The following is a 26,041-nucleotide window of genomic DNA, read 5'->3' as shown; positions in this document are numbered from 1 at the left end:
GCGCTGTGCGCCATTAATGCTTTCTGAATTTCTTACAGGATTGGGCAGCCGGCTGAAGTCTGTTCTCCAACAACGCGGCGACGGTTCTGAAAGACAGACGTTTTTTTAAGTGCCCGCTGTATGCAATGAAAAATTGCCACCGGCACGGACTCCGGGTAACGGCAGGCCAGAAAGGGATGCGCGCTTACACCACGATCAGCCCGCGCTTACAGTCCAGACGTTTTGCGCCGACTGGTGCGTTGATGTGTCGTCGCAGAGGCCAATTCGACCAGCACCGTTAGCTTTAGCGGACCAGGCTTCGTGATTCGCCAGCCCACACCAGTGTTCGGCATTCGGTGCTACTGATTAAATCGGCGGCAGCAACGCGGAGTGACGTACGCATCCAGCCCGCCCATCGCCCACGATCACGGCGGTGGCATCGAGAATGCAGTTTTTGAAAGTGGCCATTTCGCACGAATGCGAAGCGTCGTCACTTGCCGCAGCAGCGAATCCATCAAGGACATTCGGCACCAATTCCACCCCTTCGCATTGAGCTCTCTTGAAAATTGGGTAAAACCCCCATATGATTAGCACTCGGTGGTATGGAGTGCCAAAAAACCCTTCAAAACCATCAAGTTATTGAGCATCAATTTTTTATTGGTGCTTTTTGATTCCCAAAACCCATTGTTTTTAAACAAGGAGCTCTCATGAAACTTCGTCCTTTGCACGACCGCGTGATCGTCAAACGCGTAGAAAACGAAACCAAAACTGCCTCTGGCATTGTTATTCCTGACAGCGCCGCTGAAAAGCCTGATCAAGGCGAAGTATTGGCTGTAGGCCCAGGCAAGAAAAATGACAAAGGCGAAATCAGCGCCATGGGCGTGAAAGTGGGCGACCGCGTTTTGTTCGGCAAATACAGCGGCCAGACCGTCAAAGTCGATGGCGACGAACTTCTGGTGATGAAAGAAGAAGATCTGTTTGCGGTCGTCGAGAAGTAAGTTCTCGCGCTTTCCCAATCCTTTAACTGAATCTGGAGAATTTACATGGCAGCAAAAGACGTCATTTTCGGCGGCGAAGCCCGCGCACGCATGGTCGAGGGTGTCAACATCCTGGCCAACGCCGTCAAAGTAACCCTGGGCCCCAAAGGCCGCAACGTGGTGCTCGAGCGCTCTTTCGGCGCCCCCACCGTGACCAAAGACGGTGTCTCCGTCGCTAAAGAAATCGAACTCAAAGACAAGCTGCAAAACATGGGTGCGCAGATGGTCAAGGAAGTTGCTTCCAAAACGTCTGACATCGCTGGCGACGGCACCACCACGGCTACCGTGCTGGCACAAGCCATCGTTCACGAAGGCATGAAATACGTCGCGGCCGGCATGAACCCGATGGACCTGAAACGCGGCATCGACAAAGCGGTCGCCGTGTTGACCGAAGAATTGAAAAAGGCTTCCAAGCCCACCACGACCTCCAAGGAAATCGCACAAGTCGGCTCTATTTCCGCCAACAGCGACGAAACCATTGGCAAGATCATTGCTGATGCCATGGACAAAGTCGGCAAAGAAGGTGTCATTACCGTTGAAGACGGCAAGTCGCTGGAAAGCGAACTGGACGTAGTCGAAGGCATGCAGTTTGACCGCGGCTACCTCTCGCCTTACTTCATCAACAACCCTGAAAAGCAGTCCGCGTTGCTGGACAACCCGTTCGTTCTGCTCTACGACAAGAAAGTCAGCAACATCCGTGACCTGCTGCCTACCTTGGAACAAGTCGCAAAAGCTGGCCGTCCGCTGCTGATCGTTGCAGAAGATGTCGAAGGCGAAGCCCTCGCAACGCTGGTGGTCAACACTCTGCGCGGCATTCTGAAAGTGGTCGCTGTCAAGGCACCAGGTTTCGGCGATCGTCGCAAAGCCATGCTGGAAGACATCGCTGTCCTGACCGGCGGCAAAGTGATTGCTGAAGAAGTTGGCATGTCGCTCGAAAAAGTGACGTTGGCTGACCTCGGCCAGGCCAAGCGCATCGAAGTGGGCAAAGAAAACACCATCATCATCGACGGCTCCGGCGCTGCTGCTGACATCGAAGCGCGCGTCAAGCAAGTGCGTGTGCAGATCGAAGAAGCAACCAGCGACTATGACCGCGAAAAACTGCAAGAGCGCGTGGCCAAGCTGGCTGGCGGCGTTGCGGTGATCAAGGTTGGTGCTGCTACCGAAGTCGAAATGAAAGAGAAGAAAGCCCGCGTTGAAGACGCTCTGCACGCGACCCGCGCTGCTGTGGAAGAAGGCATTGTGGCTGGTGGCGGCGTTGCTCTGCTGCGTGCCAAGCAAACCGCTGGCGTCATCAAAGGCGAAAACGCTGACCAGGACGCTGGTATCAAGCTGGTGCTGCGCGCCATCGAAGCGCCATTGCGCGAGATTGTGTACAACGCAGGCGGCGAGGCCTCTGTGGTAGTGAACGCTGTGTTGGCCGGCAAGGGCAACTACGGCTTTAACGCTGCCAACGATACCTACGGCGACATGATCGAAATGGGTATTCTTGACCCAACGAAGGTGACCCGCACGGCTCTGCAGAACGCAGCCTCTGTGGCATCGCTGATGCTGACCACTGAAGCCATGGTGTGCGAGTCTGCAAAGGACGACGCACCTGCTGGCGGTGGCGGTATGGGTGGCATGGGCGGTATGGGTGGCATGGGCGATATGGGCATGTAAAAAAACGGGGCGGCCACCGATTTTTTTAAAAAGTCGGTGGCCAACTCCCCATTTTTTTCTGCTTCCGAAAAAGGCCGCGGTGCGAAAGCACCACGGCCTTTTCTCTTTGTCCGCTCAAGCCCTCACACCAATGCGACTTCCTACTCTTTTTCACTTTGACATAAAAAAGCAGCCCCCAGCGGTTTTTTTCGTCAGAGACCCGCGGTCAGCCGTGCCGATGCGAGGACATTTAGAATTTGTCGCCAGCCCCCGCCCCGCTCACCTGGCACTTGGAACCGTGGCCCAGAGGACCGCCGATGGCCGCAAGGTCCGTCAACTTGTCATTGACGAGTCGGGGGTGCGTCAATTGCGTATTGCTGTTGACCGTGGCTTGGGTGCCGGGTAGGCCGGGTGCGCTCAAGTTGCCGCTAAAAGCGGAAAACGGAGTTGCCTATGAAGGCTTTACTCGGTAGGAATTAAATTTATTTCCAGCTTGCGGCCACCAGCTTCAGCGTGACGAACTCGGCCAGCAGCTTGTAGCCGTAAGGCGTGAAATGTACCTGGTCGGCAAACTGGTATCTGCTGGTGTCCCCTGGAACGGTGCTCGCAGTAGTACAGGTCAAGGAGCTGCCCGCCAGCGGATTGGCCGTCGAGGTGGTGCTACAAGCGACGCTGGTGACATTGCTCAGGCCATACTGGCTGGGGTGGGCGATTTGGTCTCGGCCTTGGGAGTAGGCGTCCAGGATGATCACGCCACTGGTCCCCGAAAGCCCGGTCTGAAGGGTGGCGTTAAACGTCGTCACCATCGTGTTCAGCAAACCCTGGATCTGTACGCTTTGCGCCGCCGCGTAAGGAGACTGGCTCACGTCGGGAAGATTCACTACCGTTACATACTTGGCGCCTTTCGCAACGACGAGGGTCTTGATGTAACCGGTCAACTCGGTCGCGGCCTGTGCCATGCCCTGGACAGCAGCCGCTACGGCTGCATCGGATGCAGCGGTACCTCCTGCTGCCACTGCCGTCTGCACGGTGGACGACCAGCCCGCAAGCTTGGCGGCACCGACGGCGGCAGCTCCGCCTGTCGCAGCATTGGCCACGCCATTGAGATTCATAAAGACGTCATTGCCGCCGGCCATGATGGTGACCAGTTCCTTGCCGCTGTAGCTGCCACCTACGTTGCTCAGATGCGTGCTCATCTGGGTCACGAGAGGAACTGCCATCAGGCCTAGCGGCGCTGCTGAAGCCGCTGCCGTGGCTCCAGCAGTGCTCCCGCCGTTGGCAGCCGATACGAAAGTCTGCACCGCTGTACTGTTCGGGCCATAGGTACTGGTAACGCGCGAACTACCTTGCGCGTAGTTGCGGCAGCTTGAAAAGTTCTGGATCGGCGCTCCGGTGAAACCTGGAATTAACGGAAATAGGCCCGTCTGAGCGGGACAGGGGGTGGGCAATCCATACAGGGCTGCGATCAGCTCGGTCCAGTTCTTGGCCGTATCAGAGTTGACAGTCCATTTGCCGCCGCCCAGCGCCGCAACGGAGCCGACCTTGTAAGTACCAACGTCACTCAGGCTGTCGCCAAAGCTCACCAGCTGGGTAAAACCGATGCCATTGTTGCTGGAAACACTGCTCTCTCCGCCGCCGCAAGCGGCTAATACAACTGCACAGACTGCAGTAGTCGCTGCCCATTTCCACTGTTTCATTGCCGTCCCCTGTTGAAAAATAAAATGATCGTTCGTTTAAAAAATCAAATAATAGAGGCAATGATCTCCGTGCAATACAGGGTAAATGCGGAGCTTGAACTCACTCTCGCAATACCGCCAGATTGCCGCTTAAGGCAGTCAATGAATAGACAGCATACCGGACCAAGGCATCAGTTCTTGGGTGCGCGGACCTCGCCTCATGGGAGTAACGAATGTTAAGTTCGCTAATGCCCTTCGTGTGGCATCTCCCGATCGCACCGTAGGCGCCGCAATAATCCAGCGGTGGAACCATCGAGTCCAGTTGCGTCGCCACTGGCTAAGCGCGGCTCGATGTCCTTGGCCAGCACCTTGCCAAGCTCAACCCCCCACTGATCAAAACTGTTGATTCCCCAGATCGCGCCGCTGACAAATACGCGGTGTTCCTGTAGCGCAATCAGTGCGCCGAGGCTGGCTGGCGAGAGCCGCTCAAGCAAGAGAAAAGTACTGGGTCGGTTGCCCGGGAAGTCTTTGTGGCCGCCGCCATCTTTTTTCCCCAGCATCAAGGCCTGCGCCTGCGCGAGGACGTTGGCCAGCAACTTCTCGTGATGCCCCGGCAAGTCGTGGGGATAGGTTGCGCCTCGCTTTATCGCCACAAACTCCACCGGCACCACTGAAGTACCCTGGTGCAGCATCTGAAAGTAGGCGTGCTGCCCGTTGGTGCCGGGCTCGCCCCACAGCACCGGCGCGGTGGCATAAGGCAAGGCCTTGCCATCCAGATCCACGCGTTTGCCATTGCTCTCCATCTCCAACTGCTGCAAATAGGCTGGCAAGCGGCGCAAGGCACTGCTGTAAGGCGCAATGCTGCGGCTGGTAAAACCGTGGAAGTTACGGTACCAGACATCTATCAGGCCGAGACGCACCGGCAGGTTTTGTGCCAACGCCGCCGTGCGAAAGTGCTCGTCCATCGCGTGGGCACCCGCCAAAAATTCGCGAAAACCCGCAGCACCAATCGCAATGGCTATCGGCAACCCAATGGCGGACCAAAGAGAATAGCGGCCCCCCACCCAATCCCAAAATCCGAACGTGGTGCCGATACCAAAGTCATGGGCCGCCGCCACGTTGGTCGTCAGCGCAACAAAATGCCGACCTATATTTTTCCCGCCTTGTGCCTCAAACCAGTCCCTCGCCGAGTGGGCATTGGTCATGGTCTCGGTGGTTGTGAACGTTTTGGAAGCAATCAGGAACAAGGTGTTCTGAGGCTTCAGCGCGGCCAGAACGCCAGCGAGTTCCTGACCATCAATGTTCGAAACAAAGTGGAAGCGCTTTCCCACTATGGCAAATTCACTCAGCGCCAGCACCGCCATTTGCGGCCCCAAATCTGAACCTCCAATACCGATGTTCACGATGTCGGTGATGGCGTCATCGCCGCGCACTTGCTCAGCGTAGGCCAACATGGCGTCGAGCGTGGCGTGTACATGCGCCAAGTCATCTGCCCTCTTTTCAAAAACACCCCGCTGCTGGGCCGCCTCGCCGAAAGGGGGGCTTCTTAATAAGAAGTGCATCGCAGCACGCCGTTCGGTGCGGTTGATCGGCTCCCCGGAAAACATGGCGTCCCGATACTGCTCAAGACCGCACTGCCGCGCAAGGTCGAACAAAAGCGCCTGACAATCAGCGTCGATCAGATTTTTGGACAGGTCAGCAAAAACATGCGGCGCGTCCTGGCTGAAATTAGCAAAACGGGCCGGGTCTGCGGCAAACGCGTCACGCAAGTCGAAATCTTTGCCTGCCTTCTCAAAGAAGGCTTGCAGGGCAGTCCACGCCGGGGTTTGGTCGCAACGCAATCGGTTCATGGCGCGCCCTATACGGCCAACATCAGCTGCTCAAGCTTGACGGCGTCGGCCCCGAACGCGCGGATGCCTTCTGCCAGCTTCTCGGTCGCCATGGCATCCTGGTTCAGTGCGTAGCGGAAACTCGCTTCGTCGAAACTTACCTCGGGCAAGTCGAGGGCTTTCGCGACCCCCGCGTCCAGTGCGCGAGGCAGCGGCGCTTCGGATGCCGCTAACTGCGCCAGCAGTTCCGGGCTGATAGTCAGCAGATCGCAGCCTGCCAGCGCCGTAATTTGGCCGATGTTCCGAAAACTCGCGCCCATAATTTCGGTGGCAACCCCGAAGTGTTTGTAGTACTGGTAAATCTCGTGCACCGATTTAACACCGGGATCGTTAGCCCCTGCATTTGCCGCCTCGTCCCAGGCGACACCCGCCGACTTTTTATACCAGTCGTAAATACGCCCGACGAACGGAGACACGAGCTGCACTTTGGCCTGGCCGCAGGCGACCGCCTGGCAGAACGAAAATAGCAAGGTCAAATTGGTGTGGATGCCGCGCTGCTCCAGCTTTTGCGCAGCCTGAATACCCTCCCAGGTTGCGGCCACTTTGATCAGCACTCGGTCAACGTGAATGCCCTCGGTCCGGTACAGCTCAATCAGGCGCTCGGCGCGCAGATAGGTGGCGTGGGTGTCAAAGCTCAGGCGCGCGTCGACTTCAGTCGATACACGACCGGGAATGATGGACAAAATCTCGCAGCCAAAGCGCACCAGCAACCAGTCCATCGTTTCGTCCAGCGCGCCTCCTTTGAATCGCCCCATCGTGTCTTTCAGCAACGGCTGGTAATCAGCTTTTTGCACCGCCTTTAAAATCAAGGAGGGGTTGGTGGTCGCGTCTTGCGGCTGGAATTGCGCCAGCTGCTTGAAGTCGCTGGTATCTGCGACCACCGTGGTGAATTTTTTGAGAGCGTCAAGTTGACTCATGGCGTGAGCGCTTGGCAAAAGCGCAAAATTTATCAGGATAGAACCCATCGTAAAACACATTTGAGGTGTGCATCCGATGATGTGTGGGTACCATTCATCCATAGAATAGAAAACTTAATTACAGCGGCAGCTTTCCACTATGAGTTTTGATCTTATTTTGTTTGGCGGTACGGGCGATCTGGCGTGGCGAAAAATCATGCCCGCATTGTTTCAGGCCTTTCGCCATGGCTCGCTGCCTTCAGACGGGCGCATTGTGGGTGTGGCACGAGACGATTTGTCGGACGACCAGTACAGGTCGCTCATCAAGTCTCGCTTTGATCAAGTCGAGCTGGATAAACGCCCCAGTGAAGAGGAGTTTTCGCGCTTCTCAGCGCTGCTCGGTTTCCTGCGCATGGATCTGTCCAACCCGGCCGACTATGCCCGCCTGGCGGCCAAGCTGCAACAGCGACGCGCGGATGTGGTGGTCATGTATGTTGCTACGGCCCCCAGCCTCTTTACTGTGGTTTGTGAACAGATTGGGGCCAGCGGCCTGAACGGCCCCCAGACCCGGGTGGTGCTCGAAAAGCCGCTCGGGCACGACCTGGCTTCGAACCGTGCCATCAACGAAACGGTACGCAGCGTACTAACGGAAAAACAAATATTCCGCATCGACCACTACCTCGGCAAACCCGCAGTGCAAAACCTGTTTGCACTGCGTTTTGGTAATTCGTTGTTTGAACCTTTGTGGCGGCGCGAGCACATTGCGAACATTCAAATTACCATCGCGGAAGAGTTGGGCGTGGAAAAACGGGGTGCCTTTTACGACAGTACCGGTGCCCTGCGGGACATGGTGCAAAACCATGCATTGCAGCTGTTGTGCGCCATGGGCATGGAGCCACCCATCAATTCCCACGCCGATGCCATCCGTGACGAAAAGCTCAAGGTCTTGCGTTCACTCAAACCGTGGACACCTGAAACGCTGAGTCAACATGTCATTCGCGGCCAATACGGAGGCGGCAGCATCAACGGCGAGGCTTTACCTGCTTACCGCGATGAAAAAGGCGTGAACCCGGAGAGCACCACGGAAACGTTTGTGGCGCTGCGCACCGAGATTTCCAACTGGCGCTGGGCGGGAGTACCCTTTTACATACGCACCGGCAAGCGTCTGGCGAACCGTGACGCCTACATTGAAGTGAACTTTCGCCCCACACCTCATGCGATTTTCAAATTACCCCTGACCAACTGCAACGTGGCCAACCGGCTGGTGATTAACTTGCAACCCAAGGACGGGCTGGAACTTCATTTGCTGGCGCAAAATGCTAATCAGCGTCACGGCAGAGGTACGCCCACGCTCGCGCCGGTGCAGCTGGATCTCGATTTTGACAAGCGCTTTGGCGCCGAGCGCGTAGGCGCCTATGAACGACTGCTGCTCGATGTGATCGACGGGCGACTCAATCTGTTTGTGCGCAGTGACGAGCAGGAAGAAGCGTGGCGTTGGGTCGAACCGATTTTGGACGCGTGGAGTAACGACGCTACAGGCCCCCGTCCTTACGCCTCGGGCACCTGGGGGCCGAGTGCCTCAAGCGCCATGATCGCCAGAGACAATTACTGCTGGAGCGAGGAAGGTTGATCCCGGCGCTTGTCGCTCTGCGCAGTACATCTATTGCAAACGGCGCGTTGCTCGTTGAAGCGACCCAACTCTGCGTTCGTTGACCATCACTCCGCCCGCTCAAACAAAGAGGTTGAATGCTTACCTCCGCCGTAATCACTGCACCTGATGATTAGTAACATTCCGCCCCGGTGCGTCGCACTGCAATAGGCCGCAAGCTGCAGCCGCTACCCAGGGAAATGGAAAACGACCTGCGCAACAAGCGCTATGCTTGAACCGGTTTCTTGGGACCGGTACCGCGCACGTTATCAAGCTATTGGGTGATAGCAACACAGTGCGCTGTGACACGCGAAAGGGAAGTCACTTGTAAAAGCTGTTCGTTCACCGTTGCGGTTTGTACGATCCGCTTGCCTACTTGGAAGGTTCCGCTTTTAAGCCATCCCCATGTTTAGCCAGAAATTTGTCGATGAGCGCGATTTCTTTTTTCTGCGCTGCGATGATGTTCTTAGCCAACTTTCGCATCTCCGGCTGTTGTCCGTTGCGCAGTTCTGGTTGAGCCATGTCGATAGCGCCTTGGTGATGCACCCGCATCATCCGCGCAAAGTCAACATCCTGATTGCCCGTCATCGGCATTGAGGACATCTTGTCACTCATGTCCTTCATCATGCTTTTCATGTCCATTCCGTCGGACATGGCGGCAGGATCGCTCATGCCGGGCATTGCGCTGGTGCTGCTTTCCGCCGCGGCTTGAGCCAGCGCCAAAGGCTGAAACAGTGCGGCTGCCAGCGCAACAAGAACGGCGCCACCAATTCTGGTGAAATCAAGATTGTGGTTCACGCGTATTCCTTTGTATGGAGATCATCTAGTCAGGCTACGGCAGCCATCTTGCGACACTCGTCCGCGCACCGCAGACACGCTTTTGCGCATTCCTGACAGTGTTGCATTTTGTGTTTCCCGCACTCGTCGCCACAAGACTTGCAGATGTCCGCGCACAAGGCACAGAGCGCCGTTGCATGTTCACTGCCGCGCGCCATGGCCGCTGCAGCCAGCGCGCAGATTTGGGCGCAATCCATGTCCAGCGCGATGCAACGCGCCATTGTCCTGACGTCCTGCTCGTGCAGGCAGGACGCTGCACAGTGATTGCATGCGACCGCACAGGAATTGCAGGCCTCAATGCAGGCGTTAAATTTTTGCTGGACCATGTTAATTCTCCGGAGGTTGCCGATATAACCCGATGAAATGACACTTCACTGTGAACAAAACGCCAGCGCCGTGTTGTAAGGCCTCACGCCCTCGCCGCGTAGTCGCTCGCAGCGATTGAGCCCTCGGAACGCCTTACATAAAATCAAAGATTCGACACGGTTTCCCGTTGGCAATTTTTCACACCAGTGGCAACGAACGTTCCACGATTCCCGCAAGCAGCGCAGCACCCAGCGGGAGGACACTGTCATTAAAGTCATAGCAACTGTTGTGCAAGAAATGGCTGCCGACACCCCCTATGCTGCCTCCCTTGCCATCAGGAATCTGCTCGCCCTGACCGAGGCGCAGATAGGCGCCCGGCTTGACTTTAAGCATGAATGAGAAATCTTCAGACCCCATACTCGGCTCCAGATTGCGAACCACATTTTCTGGACCCACCAGTTCGTCGGCAACGCGGGCGGCAAGGGTGTACTCAGCAGGTGAATTGATGGTCGCGGGGTAAATGCGCTCATACTTCAAGGTGGCCGTGGCGCCGAAGCCCTGCGCCACCGCCGTACAAAGTGCTTTCAGTCGGCGCTCCACCAATTCTTGCACCTCGGGCTTGAAAGTGCGCACGGTCCCAACCAGTGTGGCATTACCGGGCACGACACTCATGGCACCCAGATCACCCGCCTTGATGGCGCACAGGCTGACAACAGCGTTATCCATGGCTTTCACATTGCGCGAGACCACGCTCTGCACAGCCAGGATGATGTGGGCGGCTACCAACACCGGATCTACCGTCAGATAGGCATGCGCACCGTGGCCCCCCTTTCCCGTGATCTCGATGGTGATTCGATCTGCCGCCGCCATCATGGGACCGGAGTTGAGGCCTATGGTGCCAGGCTGCATGGCAGGCCAGTTGTGCATGGCATAAATGGACTGCACCGGGAAGCGTTCAAACAGCCCGTCCTTGATCATCGCGTCAGCGCCTCCGCGCCCCTCTTCCGCCGGCTGGAACACCAGCACGGCGTCCCCCGCAAAACGACGCGTCTCAGCGAGGTAGCGGGCCGCACCCACCAGCATCGTCGTGTGTCCGTCGTGCCCACACCCGTGCATCATTCCCACCTTGGATGATTTCCAGCCAAACTCGTTATGCTCAGTCATCGGCAGTGCATCCATGTCAGCCCGCAGGCCCACCATGGGCCGGACGCCACAACCGTTTGTCGGGTTGGTTTGCTGTCCCTTAATAACAGCGACCACGCCTGTTTTGCCAATGCCCGTATGCACCTCGTCGACGCCACACAACTTCAGTGCGTGAGCTACCCGACTGGAGGTGTAAACCTCTTCAAAGCCCAACTCCGGGTGCGAATGCAAATCGCGGCGGAACGCGGTCAATTCCGGATGGAATTGCGCAATCTGTGCAAAGGCGCGGCCACTGGCGCGCAGCGGGTGGCTGCGAGAAGAATTGCCCAGAATGGCTTGCAGACTTTCATCGTGGACGGCGGGATGCCTCATGTTTTTTCCTTGCTGAAAGCTCGATGAGCATTAACGGGTGAGAAAGACTGAATTTTGACGCCGATTACTGTTTTCCGCGCAAGACCCCAAAAAGCCCCCTGCCTGATCCATAAAAAAAGCCGCTTCAGGTTTCCCTGAAGCGGCTTTCTAATTCACATTAAAACTGGTGCTAGACCAGTTTCAAATTAGAACGTGTGGCGAATACCCAGAGCGTAAGTCGTGATACGACCGATGTTGCTTTGTACTCCACCTGCAGAAGATGCTGCCGCAGTCGCGTCGGCCAATTTGTCAAAGGCTTTGCTGCTTTCGGCGCCCGTGTACAAGGTTGTACGCTTGCTCAAGGAATACAGGGCTTGAATACCGTAGCCGCTGCTCTTGCCGAGTGTGTCGCCTTTGGATTGTGCATAACCGGCGCTCAGTGTCGTAGCGCCCAACGGCACTGCAACGCTCAAGCTGTACTCGCGCTGAGCAGCAATTTCGCCGCCACCCAAAGAAGCAGGTGCCGTCACGTCTTTGTACTTGGCACGGTTGAAACCAGCACCAACTTTTGCGACGCCGAAATCATAAGCGACGCTGAGCAAGGTATTGCGCAGTGAAGGTTCAGTCGTAGCAGTACGTACACCGCCTTCAGTCTGATAACCACCGGAAACCAACAGAGGACCATTGGCATACTTCAAGTTGGCCGATACCGTTTTGCTGGCGCTAACGGTTTGGGTCTTGTCTTCGCCGAAGCCATACATCACAGAGCCGCTGAAGCCGCTGAAGTTAGGGCTGTTGTACTTAATGCTGTTGTTGAAACGGGTATTGAAGCCAATCCAGGTCGAGTTCGCATCACCGCGATTGCCCAAAAACGCAGCAGCACCGGCCGCAGTACCAAGCGTACCTGCAACAGCAGCGCTGTTGCCATTGTTGTTGTTCGAAGGATCGAAAATCGTCTGCGCCATCATGGTATGGTCAGCGGACACATCGTCATATGAGCTTGAATTACGACCGATAGTCACGGTACCAAAGCCGCTGGAAATACCGACGTTGGCGCGACGGCCAAACAACAGACCACCTTGGCCAGAAGAACCAGTGTCAAGATTGAGACCGCTCTCGAGGTTACCAACAACGGCCATGCCGCCACCGATGTCCTCATTGACGCGAATGCCCCAGCGGGAACCGTTCAGTCCACCGGAATCAATTTTGGTCTGGGTCAAGTTTTGCACCGAGCCGAAAACGGCAGGTACAAGGGTTAAACCGGTGACTGGATCCTTGACAGCGGCTTTGTCGCCAACATTAACGTTGGTTTTGTAACTACCGAAGTTAGCGTCCAGCAAGCCATAAATGGTCACGGTGGATTGTGCGTGCGCTACACCAGCCATTGCGCCGAGTGCGGCCAAAGCGATAAGGGTCTTTTTCATTGAAAATTTCTCCAAGGTTAAACATAGAGCTCCGGTATGGGAGCTGTTAAAGGCTTAAACCTTTCAAGCGTCACCAGAGACCCGGGCCAACCCCCTTTCGGGAAGTTGGATCTATTGCACCAGACCCAGCGCGGTTTCGCAAAGAAATACTCAGAAAAAGGGCTTATTCGTTGCAGACGCACCACTATTTATGGGTACGCCGTTAATCAGATACAACACTGCGTCGTCAAGTAAGGCTGGCTAGCCATAGCGACAAACGCGACCGACAGCATCGGTAATGCGACAAAAAGCCGTTTCGGGCCGCCCCGAAACGGCTTCTAAAGTCATACCGAAAACTGGCTCTAGGCCAGCCCCCGATTAGAACGCGTGGTGAATGCCCACACCGTAGAGGTTGCCCTTAACGTCAGCCACAGTAGCTTGGGTCTGCTTGCTGGATTGCACACCGCCGTACAGGAAGGTGCGCTTGGACAGCGAGTAAGCAGCGGCCAAACCATAGCCGGAGCGCGTGATGTCGGCATTACCGACGCCAAGATTCGTGCTCTTGGAGTGCGCATAACCGCCGGAAAGCGTCAGGGCTGGGGACACCGGGAAGTCGGCACCGACTTGATATTCGGTCGTCTTGTTACCTGCGGCAAGACCAACTTGAACTAGGTCGGTGACGTGACCGTAGCCAGCCAGCAGTTTGGCGACGCCAAAATCGTAGGACGCATTCAGACGGGTGAATTTAGCCGTTGTGGCTGCACCGTCCGCTTTTTCAATCTGATACGCCAACCCTGCGTACAAGGGGCCGCCTTCGTATTTGACGTTGGCGCTGACGACCTTGCCGGCGCTAACAGCAGTGGTTTTGTTTTCGCCCAGGCTGTAACTAACAGCGCCACTGAAGCCACTCAGGCTTGGGGTTGCGTAATACACGGTGTTAGCGGGGTTGGCGTTGTAGCCGCTCGTGCCATTGTAGGCAGTGCTCAGCCAGACATGGTTATTGGGCGACAACGCCGAGTTGAACCCTGGGTTGGTGGTAACGCTCACATCATCAAAAGGCGTGTACGTTTTGCCCAGCCGGACTTGACCGAAACCGCCGGAGAAGCCAACATAAGCTTGGCGGCTGAACATCTGGCCCGGTGTAGCTGGAGCAGCCAGCACAGCCGGCTTAGCCACCACACCCGGCCCAGCTGGCACGGCCGCTGCAGCTTTCACTTCTGCCGTACCCGACACGGATTGAGCACCGGTGTCAATTTGGAAACCTTGCTCCAGCACGAAGTTGGCTTTCAAGCCGCCACCCAGATCTTCCGACCCTTTCAAGCCGAAGCGGCTTTCGTCAACGCCGCCGCTACCGATCATGGTTTGTTTAAGACCTGTCGTGCTAGGTGATTCCAAGCTACCAAACCAGACGTCGGCAATGCCGTATAGCGTCACGGTGGATTGTGCAGATGCCACGCCGGAAGCGGCAAGCACTGCAAGTGCAATCAAACTCTTATTCATAAAAATCCCCAAAAAGTAGAAAAACAAAAACACTTATTAAGAAATGTTCTAAAAAAGCCCATTTGTTGGCACTCTTTGGCGTATTACATCAAATCGTCACGGAGATGGCAAAGATTTCAGTGTTAAAACTAATTATTACACTCTGACACGTTGCCATAACACGACATTTTTTTCGGGTAAACCCTTGCAAAAAACGTCAAAAAAAGAGATTTGAACTACTGTTTTTGACGTTTTTATCAGTTAAAAAATGTCAAGATTAAAGCGGACTGCGTACTCTTTGTTTCGCGTATTACAGAGTGCAGCGGCTCGACAAAAAGCCCCCCGAGCAGGGCCGGTTAATTCGCTGTCGCTGGCGCAGCAAGCCTTGTAAGAGCTTTTCAATAAAGCGCAGGGGGTAACTCTGGAACGTGGTGTGTCGTTCGGTTACCACGCCACTATAGAAAATAGACATAAATACCTAACGGCTGCGTCACCTTGAAATCCCGGCTGAAATGGCCGCTCGCGCACGACGGCGAAATTCCACGTTTCAGAGGCAAAACGAGGAGAAATGGCCCGACTAACGCACGTCTTTTCTAGCCTGCATAGGGGCGGACCAACTCCGGGTTTTCCCTTGTCGCGGAAGTGATAACCCCGGTAGTCCTACTCTTTACTGCTCACTAGGTCGCAATTAATCTCCAGTCCATCAAGACAGACCTATCCCTACATGGCTGCTGCGACGCTTCCCCTTTTGATTACAACTACTTGGAGACTCCATGAAAAAACTGACTCTTGTTGCCACGGCTGTCATGGGACTTTTGTCCACCACGGCCGCCATGGCACAAAGTACCGTGACCATCTATGGTCTTATTGACGGCGGCGTTAATTACGTTAGCGGCCTAAAAAATGGGTCCTCCACCTCGATTGCCAGCGGCATCATGGAAGGTTCGCGCTTCGGCTTGCGGGGCACTGAAGATATTGGCGGTGGTTACAAAGCCATCTTTACCCTTGAAAACCGCTTTGAAGTGGATACCGGCTCAGTTTCGAACAGACCCGCCTCGGGCGACCAGCTGCCCGATCGTATGTCCTCCGCTGCAGGGCTTGGCTTGACTGGAGCGGCGGCTTTGGCAGCACCCGTGGCCATTCCTTTAATCAACGCCACAATTGCAAACGGATTCGGCGTGAATGTCGGTGCTACCGGCGGCCGCTTATTCGACCGCCAGGCTTTTGCCGGCCTGGTCACACCGATTGGCGCATTCACCTTGGGACGCCAGTACACGCCGGGCTACCTGGTCGGCGCGACGTTTGATGCGACCCAGACGCAGTCGAGCTTGGCGGTGGGTCAGCTTGCCACCTTCCCGCCTGCTTTCGACATTCGCCTTAGCAATACCTTGCAATATGCCATTCAGACCGGCGGCTTCACCGCTGCGTTGATGTATGGCGCAGGCGAAGTGGCAGGAAACAACTCTGCAAGCCGTTTTTTCGGTGGCATGGTGATTTACAAAGGTAACGGTTTTTCGGTAGGTTACGGCCGCAATCAGCGTAAAAACGAATTGGGTCAAAACTCCCTGGAGAACAACGTACTCGGCGCATCCGTTGATGTTGGGCCTGGAACTTTGTACGGTCAATACACCACCATTAAAGATGAAAACCCCACCGGTTTGTCCGGTATTGGCGCAGCGATTACGGCCAAAACTGGTAGCGCCGCGCTGGGTGCGGCTTACCAGGCGGCTTACACCAATGCTTTCATTCAGGATGCGAGTCTTGCTCAGATCGGTTACCGGCTCACCAGCGGCGTAAATACCGTCGTGGTGGCTTACAACCGTTTGAATGACAAGCGCCCAAATAATGCCTCCGCCGATTCTTATGGCGCTACCTACACTTACGCCCTGTCCAAGCGCACCAATTTGAATGCGGTGCTGACACGCTTCAATAACAAGGGCACCAGTCAGGCCGCTCCCGGCGGAAACGGTTTTCTGGGCGGCGTAACGTCAGCCGCGGGTGTTGGCTCCACCAACGTGGCCTTCGGCATTCGCCACACGTTCTAATCGCTGGCTTCAGCCTTGCGGCCTGAATCACCGCAAACGCTGAGTTAAATTCAAAGCCCCCAACATTGGGGGCTTTTTTTTGAGTCTCCACTTTTCTGCATCGGCGCTCGCATTGGGTTAGAGTCTTCTTTCTAGGGTGCAGTGCGAGATTTGACCTGAAAAACGATAGAAAGGGCTCACAGCCCCGGGGAGTTCGGACCTTGGTTTTCACGCTGCGCCACGAAACACCGCCATGAGACCGTCCTATGAAACCTTCAATTGACCTTGCGTTGACTGCGGCAGACCGCGCACTCCGCACCCTCTTTGCCAAACCTCAGGCCGGCCGTGCCTGCCCCACTGTTGCCGCTGAAGCGACCAACCTGAGTACGCAAGACAAGGCGCTCTCTGGCGCGCTGATGCGAGTCAACCATGTCGGGGAGGTTTGCGCGCAGGCGCTCTATGCCGCGCAGGCACTTGGGACGCGTGACCCTGTGTTGCGCGAACACTTCTTGCAAGCCAGCCGGGAAGAAGGCGATCACCTGGCATGGACTAAAGACCGACTGGACGAGCTGGGCGCGCGACCTTCCCTGCTAAACCCGCTCTGGTATGCCGGCGCTTTCGGGCTTGGCTTGATCGCTGGCCGATTCGGTGATCGGGTGAGCTTGGGGTTTGTGGTGGAGACTGAACGCCAAGTAGAAGCGCATCTTGCAAGCCACCTGGAGCGGCTTCCCGAAGGCGACCACGAATCACGGGCCATAGTGGCGCAAATGAAGGACGATGAGGCGCAACATGCGCGCGCCGCAGAAGACGCGGGCGCGTTGCGTCTACCCGCGCCAGTTAAGGCGCTCATGCGTTCCGCAGCCAAGGTGATGACGAGCACCGCGCATTACATTTAACGCGTAGTTCGCCGGCCAATTTTTGGCGACTCCTTTCGTAACGGCCCCGCACTACCAATCGGGGGCACGAGGTATCAAATCTGCCTCAAATGTTTACCACATCGAAGCTCGTCGTAATTTCGGCTGTTTTACCCAGCATGATGGTAGCGGAGCAATACTTTTCGTGGCTCATGGCAATGGCGCGTTCAACGGCTGCGGCAAGCAGGGCCCGCCCTGTCACCACAAAATGCATATGAATCTTGGTGAACACTTTGGGGTCTGTCGGCGCCCTTTCCGAACTAAGCTTCACGGTACAGCCCCGCACATCATGGCGGCCCCGCTTAAGGATCAGCACGACGTCGTAAGCCGTACATCCGCCGGTGCCCGCCAACACGGCTTCCATCGGACGGGGTGCCAGGTTGGCGCCGCCATTTTCAGGCTTGTCAACATCGGGGGCACCATCCATCAACAGCGTGTGACCGCTCCCGGTTTCGGCCAAAAAAATCATGTTCGAGCGCGACCCAGTTGCCGCGTTATTGCCTGTCCAACTCACTGTGCATTCCATAAGCGCAGCTCCTTATGCAAAATATTTATCACTAACTAGGGGGACTGTTTAATTTTCACCACAAAGCATTGTGCAGTGCAGCATAGCTCCGCTATACTAAATCACGACATTAATCCGGTTCATCCTCACCGACTTTCCGCATTTTTGCATTGGTTGTCTCCTCCACCTCCTCAAAGGGTGGATTTACAGGTCCGGGCCGCAAGGTCTGGACCTTTTTTCTTGCCCGTTTTCTGGCCCACTATGATGTCAGACTGCGAGAAAACCATGCCCTCCTCCAAAAAATCAATCAAGCGTACTGCATCCACGGCGGCCACAGCCGGCACCAACCCCTCCGACAAACCAGCCAGAAAACCTTCGGGCAAGGTGCTCAAGCCCGCTGACTACCTGAAAAAAATTCTCACGGCTCGGGTCTATGACGTCGCGGTAGAGTCGGCTCTTGAGCCTGCCAAAAATCTGAGTCTGCGCCTGAACAATACCGTGCTGTTAAAGCGCGAAGATCAGCAGCCCGTGTTCAGCTTCAAACTGCGCGGCGCCTACAACAAGATGGCTCACCTGAGCCCGGCCCAGCTCAAAAAAGGGGTGATTTGCGCGTCCGCTGGAAACCACGCCCAAGGTGTGGCACTGAGCGCGCAGAAGCTCGGCACCCGCGCAGTGATTGTGATGCCCACCACCACGCCACAGGTCAAAATCGATGCGGTCAGAGGCTGGGGCGGCGAGGTGATTCTTCGCGGCGACAGCTACTCGGACGCTCACGCCCACGCGGTGGTGCTTGAGAAAAAACAAGGCCTCACTTTTGTGCACCCGTTTGACGACCCGGACGTCATCGCCGGCCAGGGCACGATTGCGATGGAAATTCTCAGGCAGCTGCAAACTTTAAGCTCCAACCGACTCGACGCGGTGTTTGTAGCCATTGGCGGCGGCGGGCTGATCTCTGGGGTGGCCAACTACATCAAGGCTGTGCGGCCCGAGATCAAAGTGATCGGCGTGCAGATGAACGACTCCGACGCCATGATTCGATCGGTCGCTGCGAAAAAACGCGTCACCCTACCCGACGTCGGCCTCTTTTCGGACGGCACGGCAGTGAAGCTGGTGGGAGAGGAAACCTTTCGCATCAGCCGCGAGCTGGTAGATAGTTTCATCACCGTCGATACCGACGCAGTCTGCGCCGCCATCAAGGATGTGTTTGTTGACACGCGCAGCATCGTGGAGCCCGCTGGCGCTTTGGCGGTGGCCGCGATCAAGCAGTACGTGGCTACTCACAAAACAAAAGGCGAGACCTACGCAGCTATTTTGTGCGGCGCCAATATGAACTTTGACCGCCTGCGCTTTGTCGCCGAGCGGGCCGAAGTGGGTGAGGAGCGCGAAGCCCTATTTGCCGTGACGATTCCCGAAGAGCGTGGCAGCTTTCGGCGTTTTTGCGAGTTGATTGGTGAACTTCCAGGCGGCCCGCGCAGCGTGACCGAATTCAACTACCGCATCAACGACGATGCCAAAGCCCACGTTTTTGTGGGACTGACCACTTCAGTCAAAGGCGAGAGCCTGAAAATTGCCACCCATTTTTCACGCCACGGCTTCAAGGCGCTCGACCTCACGCATGATGAGCTCGCCAAAGAACACATCCGCCATATGGTGGGCGGGCACAGCGTGCTTTCAAAAGATGAGCGGGTGCTGCGTTTCGTCTTTCCGGAGCGGCCCGGCGCACTGATGAAGTTTCTGAGCCTGATGCGCCCCGGCTGGAATATCAGTTTGTTTCATTACCGCAACCAGGGTGCCGACTATGGCCGCATTCTGGTCGGCCTGCAGGTTCCCAAAGCCGACAACAAGGCATTCAAGGAATTTTTGGACACGTTGGGCTACCCTCATGTGGAAGAAACCGACAACCCGGTGTACCGACTTTTTCTTCAGAACTGAGCAGCCGCACCATGCCTTTACCTGCAGCAGACTTGACCAATACGCTGTGCCCACGGTGTGGTGCCGCTCTTCGTTGCGGCATGGTGGCGGGGGATGCTGAATGCTGGTGCGTGCAGTTGCCCAATGTGATGCCGGTTCCATTTATCCAACCACTGGGCGCGCAACCAGACCAGAGCGCGGCCTCGTGTTTTTGTCCTGCCTGCCTCAAACGAATCACTGATGACCCACTCCCCGCTTCAAGCCCAAACCCTTCGCCTGCCCCCGGTTAAGTCCACTGCCGACCTCGCGCTGGAGGCCAGCTTGCGGCACAAGATTGACCACAAAACCAAACCGCTGGGAGCCCTTGGCCGGCTGGAAAGCCTGGCACTGCAACTCGGCCTGATTCAGCGCCAAGAAACGATTTCCTTCAACCAACCGCAGATGGTCGTATTTGCGGCTGACCACGGCATTGCCGCAGAAGGCGTCTCCGCCTTCCCGCAAGCCGTAACCGTGCAGATGGTGGGCAACATGCTGGCGGGGGGAGCGGCGATCAATGTATTTGCTCGCCAGCATGGCTTTGCACTGCAAGTGGTTGATGCGGGCGTAGCGGCCAACTTGCCCGCGCACCCGCAACTGCTGCAGCGCAAGATCGCGATGGGGACTAACAACTTGTGCAAGGAACCTGCCATGTCGCGCGCACAGGCCGAGGCGGCGCTCACGGCGGGCATGGAGATTGTCCAGGCCTTACCAGGCAACGTGATTGCTTTTGGAGAAATGGGCATTGCCAACACCTCGGCTGCGGCCTTGCTGCTGGCGCGACTGATCGGCATCAGCGTGGAGGAAGCCACGGGACGCGGCACCGGTCTGAACGACCAGCAGTTGCTCCACAAACAGACTGTTCTGACGCGTGCCCTGGTGCTCCACCCAGCGACTGAGCCGCTTGATGTTATGACCGAACTGGCTGCTTTGGGCGGCTTTGAAATTGCCATGATGGCCGGCGCGATGTTGCAGGCGGCCAGCGAGCGCCGCGTGGTACTGGTGGATGGTTTCATTGCCAGCACTGCCGCACTGATCGCCCAGACCTTGGTGCCTCACGTGCAGCATTACATGGTGTTTTGCCACCGCTCTGCCGAACGCGGCCACACCCTGCTGCTGGCGCATCTAAAGGCAAAGCCGCTGTTAGAGCTCGATCTGCGGCTCGGCGAAGGTACCGGTGCCTTGCTGGCCTGGCCGCTGGTGCAATCGGCAGCCAGTTTTTTCAATGAGATGGCGAGTTTTGACTCGGCGGGCATAAGCCAAAAAGAAGGCGCGTAACGCGCCCCTGACGCCGACCCAAAGCCGCAGCGCCGTCATGCGTTCCCTCCCTCAGTTCATCCGCGAATATTTGCTCGCGGTCCAGTTCTTTACCCGCATTCCCATCACGGGCCGCCTGGCAGGCTGGGTCGGCTACAGCCCTGAAATGCTGCGTGCCAGCGCGGCCCATTTCCCAGGCATTGGTGTGGTGGTGGGTGCTGTGGGGGCCGCGGTTTATGCGCTGCTGCAGTGGCTACTTCCCGACACCACGTTCGCGCCCTTGGTTGCTGCGGTGCTTTCCACCGTTGCCACAGTGCTGCTCACCGGCGGCTTCCACGAAGACGGCTTGGCCGATGTGGCTGACGGCCTCGGCGGCAGCGCCGACCGGGCGCGGGCGCTGGAAATCATGAAGGATTCCCGCGTGGGCGCATTTGGCGCCATGGCGCTGGTATTGGCCTTGCTGTGCAAGCTTGCGCTGCTGGCAATTCTGGGTTCCGTGGAAAGCGCGTCTACCGGTGCGGAAGCGGCCCCAGTGAGCAGTTGGTACGTTTGCGTCGCCTTGTGGACCGGCCACGTCGTATCGCGCTTCTTGCCCCTGATTGTGATTCGCCTGATGCCGCATGTGGGCGACACCGCATCGTCCAAATCCAAACCATTGGCCGATCAGATCTCGCTAGGCAGTTTGCTGATCGCAGTGGGTTGGTGTTTCTCGGCAGTCGCGCTTGCCAGTCTTGCACTAGACGCCATGAATTTAATAGTTGCCTGCAGCTTTTCGGTGCTTGCGCTGTTAGGGATGGCGCGGCTCTTCAAGCGCCGTTTGCAAGGTTTTACCGGCGACTGCCTCGGGGCGACCCAGCAAGTCTGCGAAATTGCTTTTTACCTCGGCTTAGCCGTCAGCCTGTGAACAGCGCGACCTCAATCTTCACGATCTGGGAAGCCCCATGAAGCTGTGGCTGGCCCGTCATGCACAGCCGCTGGTGAAGGCCGGTATTTGCTATGGCCGGCGGGATGTGCCGGACGACCCCAGCGCCACCACGCAATGCGCCAAGGCTTTAGCGGCGCTATTGCCCGCCAACACCTGCGTGGTCAGCTCACCGCTTCAAAGATGCGAGCATCTGGCGCAAGTCATCCAGGCACTGCGACCCGATTTAATTTACACCATCGACCCGCGGCTGCAGGAAATGGATTTTGGCCTTTGGGAAGGTCAGCCCTGGCAGGCGATTGCCCAGACCGAACTTGAGGCATGGACCAGCGACTTTGCCAACTACGCCGTGGGCCACAACGGCGAGGCGGTGAGCCGATTCATGAAGCGGGTTGCGGCGGCATTTGATGCACTGCAGAAACAAGGCAACACGCTGTGGATTACGCATGCGGGCGTCATCCGCGCGGTGGAACTCATTGCCCGCGGCCGGCGTCAAATCGAGCGGGCTGACCAGTGGCCCCTGGACGCCCCAAATTATGGACAATGGCGCACACTGGCTTTACCAATCGGCCAGCCGCACAGCAGATGACGGACCAAAGCAAGGTATCCCTATGGCAGCAAATCTCGATGGTCAGCTCGTGGTGGCGATTTCCTCCCGCGCACTGTTCGATTTTGAGGAAGAAAACCGCGTTTTTGAGACCGGCCTGAAGGAAGAACCGTCGCAAGGTTCCAACAAAGACGGGGCCTATATGAAGCTCCAGCTGGATCGGCTGGACGTCCCTGCAAAACCCGGGGTCGCATTTTCATTGGTTAAAAAGCTGCTGGCTTTCAACACGGACGTCAAACGCGTCGAAGTGGTCATGCTCTCGCGCAATGACCCGGTATCCGGGCTGCGGGTGTTTCGCTCGGCCGACGTCAACAAACTGAACCTGGAACGCGGTGTGTTTACGAAAGGCCGGCCTCCATATAACTACCTGCGGGCACTCCAGGCCAATTTGTTCCTGTCAGCCAATCCCGAGGACGTGCGGGCGGCGCTGGAGGCGGGCTTTGCCGCCGCCACGGTTGCGACCCACTCCATCCACGCCAAAAGCACTTATCCCAACGAAGTTCGTATTGCATTTGACGGCGATGCAGTGCTGTTTTCCGACCAAGCTGAACGCGTCTTTCAACGCGACGGCCTAGAGGCTTTTCAAAAGCATGAGCGCAAGCTGGCGGCCAAACCGCTGCCTCCCGGTCCCTTCATGCCCTTGCTGAAAGCGTTGCATCGCCTGCAGCAAGATGGCACCCCGCAAATGCGGATACGCACGGCGCTGGTGACCGCCCGCAGCGCACCGGCGCATGAGCGCGCCATCCGCACCTTGATGGACTGGAATATCGAGGTGGATGAAGCCATGTTCCTTGGCGGCCTGGCCAAGGGCGAGTTTCTGCGCGAATTTGAACCCGATTTCTTCTTTGACGACCAGACCAGCCATGTCCATTCGGCGGCCCAGCATGTGCCCTCGGGCCATGTTGCCAGCGGCGTTTCCAACCAGCTGTCGTAACTTTTCCGCCAAAGGCTTTTGAATGAATTTCCTATCGCGCATTGCCCACAAACTCAGCGCCTTCAGGCTGTTCAGCGCCCGGGTATGGGCGCTGTCTGCCCCCTACTTCCGGTCGGAAGACAAATGGAAAGCGCGCGGTTTGCTGCTGGCCATCGTGTTGCTCAATTTGGGCGCAGTCTACATGTTGGTATTGATCAACGACTGGAACCGCGTGTTTTACGACGCCTTGCAAAACAAAGACGCCGCCGTGTTCTGGACCCAACTGGGGCGATTCACCTATCTGGCGTTCGCCTTCATCATCATTGCCGTCTACCGCTTCTACCTGACTCAGTTGCTGGAGGTGCGCTGGCGCGCGTGGATGACGACGCACTACCTGCAACGCTGGCTGGCAGATCATGCCTTCTATAAGCTGGAACTGGCGCGTTTTTCGGACGCGAACAACGGCGAAGGAAACGCCTCCAGGACGTCCGATCGATCCGACAACCCGGATCAGCGGATCCAGGAAGACATCAACTTATTCACCGCCTACAGCATTTCACTGAGTATGGGACTGCTCAATGCGGTGGTCACGCTGGTCAGCTTTGTCGGCATTCTCTGGTCCCTCTCGGGCGCGTTCGCGTTCACACTGGGCGGCACCAGCTACACCATTCCCGGCTTTATGGTCTGGATGGCGGTGTTGTACTGCGTCGTAGGCAGTGTCATCACCCATTACATTGGCCGGCCCCAGATCAAGCTTAACTTCCAGCAGCAACGCGTTGAAGCCGATTTTCGGCACCACATGGTTCGGGTGCGCGAATTCAGCGAATCCATTGCACTGGACAAAGGCGAAGCCGTCGAGCGCGCGCACCTGAACACCCGCTTTGCTGCCGTGTTGGCCAACTACCTCAAGCTGATCCGGGCGCAGAAAAACCTGGTGTGGTTCACCAACTTTTTTGGTCAGGCGGCCGTGGTATTTCCCTTTATCGTTGCAGCACCGCGTTTTTTCAGCGGCGCCATCCAGCTTGGAGAACTGATGCAAATATCGTCGGCCTTCGGGCGGGTGCAAGACTCGCTCAGCTGGCTGGTCGACAACTACAGCAGCCTGGCCGCGTGGCGCGCAACGACCGACCGACTGACCAGTTTTGAAGACAATATTACGAACCTAGCCCAGCAGGGTCGCTCGCAAGAAGCTGCTAATTCAATCGCAAACCAAGAGAACCCCTTGGCCGCGGCCGATACGCTGGCCGTTAGCGGTCTGACCGTGCGGCTGCCAACGGGAGCGACCTTGCTGAGCGACATTTCATTGAAGGCCGGTCCCGGCCAAAGCGTGCTGATCAAAGGCCCCTCGGGCAGTGGCAAATCGACGCTGTTCCGTGCCCTTGCCGGTATCTGGCCCTTTTCAAAAGGTCAGACGCATCTGCCCCAGGACGCCATGTTTATTCCGCAGCGCCCGTATTTTCCCGATGGCACGTTGCGAGACGCGCTGGCTTACCCACATCCGGCGGCGCAGTACAGCGACGAAGCCCTCAGGCAGGCGCTGAATGACGCGCTGCTGCCGCAGCTGACCGGTCGGCTGGACGATCCGGACGCCTGGAGCCAGAAGCTGTCGGGCGGTGAGCAGCAGCGCTTGGCGATTGCCCGCGTATTGCTGAAGAAACCAAGCTGGATTTTCGCGGACGAAGCGACCAGCGCACTCGATGAGATGGCCGAGAAAACGCTGCACGAAAAACTGCTGGCACAGGTCAAGACCGCAAAGGGCAGCATCGTGTCGATTGCCCACCGTCCCAGTCTGGCGGCCTTTCACACCACGCTTTGGGAACTCGAAAAATTACCGGAGAGTTCGCCCGCTCTGTACCGCGTGAATGAAAGCCAGCTCACGACACATCGGACAGGGTCTTTAGAGGCTGGTTAGCAGCCACATAACGCTCGTAGCCGCGCGCCCGCAACGCACAGGCGGGACATTCGCCGCAACCATAGCCCCAGACGTGACGGTGCGCACGGTCGCCTAGATAGCAGGTGTGGGTGTGTTCAATAATCAAGTCCACCAGCGTTTGGCCGCCCAACGACTGCGCTAGGCGCCAGGTGTCGGCTTTGTCAATCCACATCAGCGGTGTTTCGATTAAAAAGCGTTTGTCCATGCCGAGCGATAGTGCGAGCTGCATGGCTTTCATGGTGTCGTCGCGACAGTCGGGATAGCCCGAGAAATCTGTTTCGCAAACGCCGGTGACCAGGACCTGCAGATCGCGCCGGTAAGCCAGTGCGGCCGCCAGCGTCAAGAACAGCAGGTTACGGCCCGGTACAAAGGTGTTGGGCAGCCCCGAACTCTCCATTTTGAAGGCCACATCGCGGGTTAAAGAAGTGTCGCTAACCTGCCCCAGCACGGCAATATCCAGCAAATGGTCTTCTCCCATTCTGGAGACCCATTGCGGAAACCGGCTTTTTATTTCGCGCAGCACATTCAAGCGAGCCTGCAGTTCCACTTTGTGGCGTTGGCCGTAGTCAAACGCGATGGTTTCGACGCGCTGGTATTTCGATAGCGCCTGCGCCAGGCAGGTGGTAGAGTCCTGACCACCAGAAAATAGAACGAGTGCCGAGGTATGCATGACGAAGGAGGTTGTATAGAAATAAAAGAACCAAGCGCGGGACTTGCCCATCCTACACAATGCCGAG

The 26,041-nt window shown here is 56.9% G+C and carries 23 protein-coding genes; 12 read left to right on the top strand and 11 right to left on the bottom strand.

Annotation, left to right across the window (positions count from 1 at the left end):
* The first annotated feature begins 686 nt into the window (after positions 1 to 686).
* A complete protein-coding gene (locus HHJ16_RS16110; RefSeq protein WP_296902244.1) occupies positions 687 to 977 on the top strand; it encodes a co-chaperone GroES in 291 nt (96 codons plus the stop codon).
* A gap of 45 nt (positions 978 to 1,022) precedes the next feature.
* On the top strand, positions 1,023 to 2,675 hold the full coding sequence (gene groL, locus HHJ16_RS16105; RefSeq protein ID WP_296902243.1) for a chaperonin GroEL: 1,653 nt from the start codon (positions 1,023 to 1,025) through the stop codon (positions 2,673 to 2,675).
* Between the two features lie 229 nt (positions 2,676 to 2,904).
* Here the strand turns inward: groL and HHJ16_RS16100 are convergent, their stop codons facing one another.
* From HHJ16_RS16100 to tal, 4 genes are all read right to left on the bottom strand, one after another.
* Positions 2,905 to 3,075 (bottom strand): hypothetical protein, encoded by a 171-nt coding sequence (locus tag HHJ16_RS16100; protein ID WP_296902242.1) that lies wholly within the window; start codon positions 3,073 to 3,075, stop codon positions 2,905 to 2,907.
* 61 nt (positions 3,076 to 3,136) lie between these two features.
* Complete coding sequence (locus HHJ16_RS16095) at positions 3,137 to 4,351, bottom strand: SGNH/GDSL hydrolase family protein (protein WP_296902240.1); 1,215 nt, start codon at positions 4,349 to 4,351, stop codon at positions 3,137 to 3,139.
* A 224-nt stretch (positions 4,352 to 4,575) separates the two neighbouring features.
* Positions 4,576 to 6,180 (bottom strand): glucose-6-phosphate isomerase, encoded by a 1,605-nt coding sequence (pgi, locus tag HHJ16_RS16090; protein ID WP_296902238.1) that lies wholly within the window; start codon positions 6,178 to 6,180, stop codon positions 4,576 to 4,578.
* 8 nt (positions 6,181 to 6,188) lie between these two features.
* Positions 6,189 to 7,136 carry a transaldolase gene (tal, locus tag HHJ16_RS16085; protein ID WP_296902236.1) on the bottom strand — a complete coding sequence of 316 codons (948 nt, stop codon included), beginning with the start codon at positions 7,134 to 7,136 and terminating at the stop codon, positions 6,189 to 6,191.
* Between the two features lie 139 nt (positions 7,137 to 7,275).
* Between tal and zwf the strand changes: the two genes are divergently transcribed.
* Entirely contained in the window at positions 7,276 to 8,745 is a 1,470-nt protein-coding gene (zwf, locus tag HHJ16_RS16080; protein WP_296902234.1) for a glucose-6-phosphate dehydrogenase, read from the top strand.
* 390 nt (positions 8,746 to 9,135) lie between these two features.
* Here the strand turns inward: zwf and HHJ16_RS16075 are convergent, their stop codons facing one another.
* The 5 genes from HHJ16_RS16075 to HHJ16_RS16055 all read right to left on the bottom strand — a co-directional run bounded on the left by HHJ16_RS16075 (position 9,136) and on the right by HHJ16_RS16055 (position 14,303).
* Entirely contained in the window at positions 9,136 to 9,561 is a 426-nt protein-coding gene (locus HHJ16_RS16075; protein WP_296902232.1) for a DUF305 domain-containing protein, read from the bottom strand.
* Between the two features lie 29 nt (positions 9,562 to 9,590).
* Positions 9,591 to 9,926: a four-helix bundle copper-binding protein gene (locus HHJ16_RS16070; RefSeq protein WP_296902230.1), complete on the bottom strand. Its 336-nt coding sequence runs from the start codon at positions 9,924 to 9,926 to the stop codon at positions 9,591 to 9,593.
* A 178-nt stretch (positions 9,927 to 10,104) separates the two neighbouring features.
* The gene (locus tag HHJ16_RS16065) at positions 10,105 to 11,421 is read right to left on the bottom strand and encodes a M20 aminoacylase family protein (protein ID WP_296902228.1); all 1,317 of its coding nucleotides are present in this window, start codon (positions 11,419 to 11,421) and stop codon (positions 10,105 to 10,107) included.
* 185 nt (positions 11,422 to 11,606) lie between these two features.
* Positions 11,607 to 12,824, bottom strand: coding sequence for a porin (locus HHJ16_RS16060; RefSeq protein WP_296902226.1), 1,218 nt, complete (start codon positions 12,822 to 12,824; stop codon positions 11,607 to 11,609).
* A gap of 357 nt (positions 12,825 to 13,181) precedes the next feature.
* Complete coding sequence (locus HHJ16_RS16055; protein WP_296902224.1) at positions 13,182 to 14,303, bottom strand: porin; 1,122 nt, start codon at positions 14,301 to 14,303, stop codon at positions 13,182 to 13,184.
* 752 nt (positions 14,304 to 15,055) lie between these two features.
* Between HHJ16_RS16055 and HHJ16_RS16050 the strand changes: the two genes are divergently transcribed.
* Positions 15,056 to 16,327, top strand: a complete 1,272-nt coding sequence (locus HHJ16_RS16050) for a porin (RefSeq protein WP_296902222.1) — start codon at positions 15,056 to 15,058, stop codon at positions 16,325 to 16,327.
* Between the two features lie 245 nt (positions 16,328 to 16,572).
* The gene (gene coq7, locus HHJ16_RS16045; protein WP_296902221.1) at positions 16,573 to 17,202 is read left to right on the top strand and encodes a 2-polyprenyl-3-methyl-6-methoxy-1,4-benzoquinone monooxygenase; all 630 of its coding nucleotides are present in this window, start codon (positions 16,573 to 16,575) and stop codon (positions 17,200 to 17,202) included.
* 85 nt (positions 17,203 to 17,287) lie between these two features.
* Here the strand turns inward: coq7 and HHJ16_RS16040 are convergent, their stop codons facing one another.
* Entirely contained in the window at positions 17,288 to 17,746 is a 459-nt protein-coding gene (locus HHJ16_RS16040) for an OsmC family protein (protein WP_296902219.1), read from the bottom strand.
* Between the two features lie 264 nt (positions 17,747 to 18,010).
* Between HHJ16_RS16040 and ilvA the strand changes: the two genes are divergently transcribed.
* From ilvA to HHJ16_RS16005, 7 genes are read left to right on the top strand one after another with little or no spacing between them, the layout of a single operon-like run.
* The gene (gene ilvA / locus HHJ16_RS16035) at positions 18,011 to 19,657 is read left to right on the top strand and encodes a threonine ammonia-lyase, biosynthetic (protein ID WP_296902217.1); all 1,647 of its coding nucleotides are present in this window, start codon (positions 18,011 to 18,013) and stop codon (positions 19,655 to 19,657) included.
* Between the two features lie 11 nt (positions 19,658 to 19,668).
* Positions 19,669 to 19,926 carry a cysteine-rich CWC family protein gene (locus HHJ16_RS16030; RefSeq protein ID WP_296902215.1) on the top strand — a complete coding sequence of 86 codons (258 nt, stop codon included), beginning with the start codon at positions 19,669 to 19,671 and terminating at the stop codon, positions 19,924 to 19,926.
* The gene (gene cobT, locus HHJ16_RS16025) at positions 19,877 to 20,950 is read left to right on the top strand and encodes a nicotinate-nucleotide--dimethylbenzimidazole phosphoribosyltransferase (RefSeq protein WP_296902213.1); all 1,074 of its coding nucleotides are present in this window, start codon (positions 19,877 to 19,879) and stop codon (positions 20,948 to 20,950) included. The genes HHJ16_RS16030 and cobT overlap by 50 nt, the downstream gene beginning before the upstream one ends.
* Before the next feature lie 37 nt (positions 20,951 to 20,987).
* Positions 20,988 to 21,833, top strand: a complete 846-nt coding sequence (locus tag HHJ16_RS16020) for an adenosylcobinamide-GDP ribazoletransferase (protein WP_296902211.1) — start codon at positions 20,988 to 20,990, stop codon at positions 21,831 to 21,833.
* A 37-nt stretch (positions 21,834 to 21,870) separates the two neighbouring features.
* Positions 21,871 to 22,440: a histidine phosphatase family protein gene (locus HHJ16_RS16015; RefSeq protein WP_296902210.1), complete on the top strand. Its 570-nt coding sequence runs from the start codon at positions 21,871 to 21,873 to the stop codon at positions 22,438 to 22,440.
* A 22-nt stretch (positions 22,441 to 22,462) separates the two neighbouring features.
* A complete protein-coding gene (locus tag HHJ16_RS16010) occupies positions 22,463 to 23,392 on the top strand; it encodes a 5'-nucleotidase (protein ID WP_296902208.1) in 930 nt (309 codons plus the stop codon).
* A 22-nt stretch (positions 23,393 to 23,414) separates the two neighbouring features.
* Positions 23,415 to 25,283 carry an ABC transporter ATP-binding protein/permease gene (locus tag HHJ16_RS16005; RefSeq protein ID WP_296902207.1) on the top strand — a complete coding sequence of 623 codons (1,869 nt, stop codon included), beginning with the start codon at positions 23,415 to 23,417 and terminating at the stop codon, positions 25,281 to 25,283.
* On the opposite strand, the gene queC is transcribed toward HHJ16_RS16005, so the two are convergent.
* Positions 25,246 to 25,974: a 7-cyano-7-deazaguanine synthase QueC gene (gene queC / locus HHJ16_RS16000; RefSeq protein WP_296902205.1), complete on the bottom strand. Its 729-nt coding sequence runs from the start codon at positions 25,972 to 25,974 to the stop codon at positions 25,246 to 25,248. The two genes, HHJ16_RS16005 and queC, sit on opposite strands and share 38 nt — an antisense overlap.
* Between the last annotated feature and the right edge of the window lie 67 nt (positions 25,975 to 26,041).

It is taken from the genome of Polaromonas sp., assembly GCF_012927485.1.
GTDB lineage: Bacteria > Pseudomonadota > Gammaproteobacteria > Burkholderiales > Burkholderiaceae_C > Polaromonas.
Note: the sequence above shows the minus strand (reverse complement) of the source record. Positions and strands in the feature narration are given on the sequence as shown.